Annotated in this window: 2 protein-coding genes; one reads left to right on the top strand and one right to left on the bottom strand. The window is 37.3% G+C overall.

Annotated features, from left to right (window positions below):
- On the bottom strand, positions 1-281 hold a 281-nt coding region (gene cadR / locus Q9R21_RS14800; protein ID WP_311204771.1), incomplete at its 3' end, for a Cd(II)/Pb(II)-responsive transcriptional regulator.
- 90 nt (positions 282-371) lie between these two features.
- Between cadR and Q9R21_RS14795 the strand changes: the two genes are divergently transcribed.
- Positions 372-1,652 (top strand): cation transporter, encoded by a 1,281-nt coding sequence (locus Q9R21_RS14795; RefSeq protein WP_138001017.1) that lies wholly within the window; start codon positions 372-374, stop codon positions 1,650-1,652.
- The last annotated feature ends 23 nt before the right edge of the window (positions 1,653-1,675 follow it).

The following is a 1,675-nucleotide window of genomic DNA, read 5'->3' as shown; positions in this document are numbered from 1 at the left end:
CTGATAGCACTGACATGTAAGTCAATTAATTCATTCACATCTGAACAATTTTTCTTGGGATTATCTTTATAGGTGAGTAATTGACGAATTTCATTCAAACTCATATTTAAAGTTCGGCAATTCAAAATAAACTTAATTCGCTCAACATAGCCTACATCGTAAAGGCGGTAATTTCCTTCCGTTCTTTCGGGTTCCGGAATTAAACCTTCCTTTTCATAAAACCTAATTGTTAATACTGAACATGAGGTTTTTTTAGAGAGTTCACCAATTTTTAAATGCATTGAGTTGGTATTTCCAAAAAATCTTGACTCTATAGTAACTATAGGGATTCTAATATTCAAAGTTTATAAATTTTTTTAATGGGTATAATTATGAGTGGTTGTGGATGTAGTAAAGAAACACCATGCAAAGATAAGAAATCTCAACAAGAAAATCATCCATCAATTGCAGAAGCAAACAATTCAAAGAATTGTAATAATACGCTTAGCTGTTGTGGTGAAGAGGAAGAAGAAAAATCTTCATCTCCTTGCTGTAACACTTCAAACAGTTGTGAAGATACCGCTCAATCCTGTTGTGGTTCTGATCCCAAAGAAAATTTAAGCACTGAAGACGTTTTAAAAAATTCGCACTACATGAGTGAATACTTAGTTCCCAAAATGGATTGTTCTGCGGAAGAACAGATGGTTCGTATGGCGCTATCTTCAATTGATGGTGTTCAAAAACTCATCTTTGATTTACCTAACCGGTCTTTAAAGGTTCTACATAATCAAAAAGATGAAAATATAACTACCAAACTTGAAGCTTTGGGTTTTGGTGCAAAGCTTGTGAAGACTGAAACTTATATAAGCAATCAACAGGCTAAGCAAACAAGTACCTATACCATTCCTAAAATGGATTGCTCTGCTGAAGAGCAAATGGTCCGTATGGCTCTTGCAGATATTGAAGCAGTTAAAGGTCTTACTTTTGATCTTCCCAATCGAAAACTGAAAGTCTTCCATAATGAAGGGATTCAGCAAATTACGGCCAAACTTGAAGGACTGGGTTTTGGGGCGAAACTTGATGAAACACAGCTTTCTTCAGGCGATATACCTAATGAACCTGATCCTGTGAGACAAGCTAAAGTACTTAAACTGTTATTAGGCATTAATGCTCTACTTTTCTTTATAGAATTCATCAGCGGAATTATTGCTGCGTCTACAGGATTGATTGCTGATTCTCTAGATATGTTTGCCGATGCAGCCGTTTATGGTATTGCGCTATATGCCGTCGGAAAAGCTGCGAAATATCAAGTGAAAGCAGCCCATTTCGCAGGTTGGATTCAGTTATTACTTGCTGTCATCGTGATTATTGATGTCATTAGACGATTCATGTTTGGAAGCGAGCCAGAATCAACGCTCATGATTGTTATTGGCCTGCTCGCACTTATAGCTAACGTGACATGCTTATATCTTATTTCTGGTCATCGAGAAGATGGCGCACATATGAAAGCCAGTTGGATTTTCTCGGCGAATGACGTTGTCGTAAATATGGGCGTTATATTTGCCGGTGTACTCGTGGCGTGGACGGGATCAGCTTACCCAGACTTAATCATTGGCATCCTGGTTTCTTTATTCGTGCTTAATGGTGCTCGAAAGATTTTGGCTTTGAAGTAAGAGTATCGAAAATGAATCTATTT

Origin of the sequence: Acinetobacter sp. RG5, from assembly GCF_031844265.1 — a bacterium.
Classification (GTDB): Bacteria; Pseudomonadota; Gammaproteobacteria; order Pseudomonadales; family Moraxellaceae; genus Acinetobacter.
Note: the sequence above shows the minus strand (reverse complement) of the source record. Positions and strands in the feature narration are given on the sequence as shown.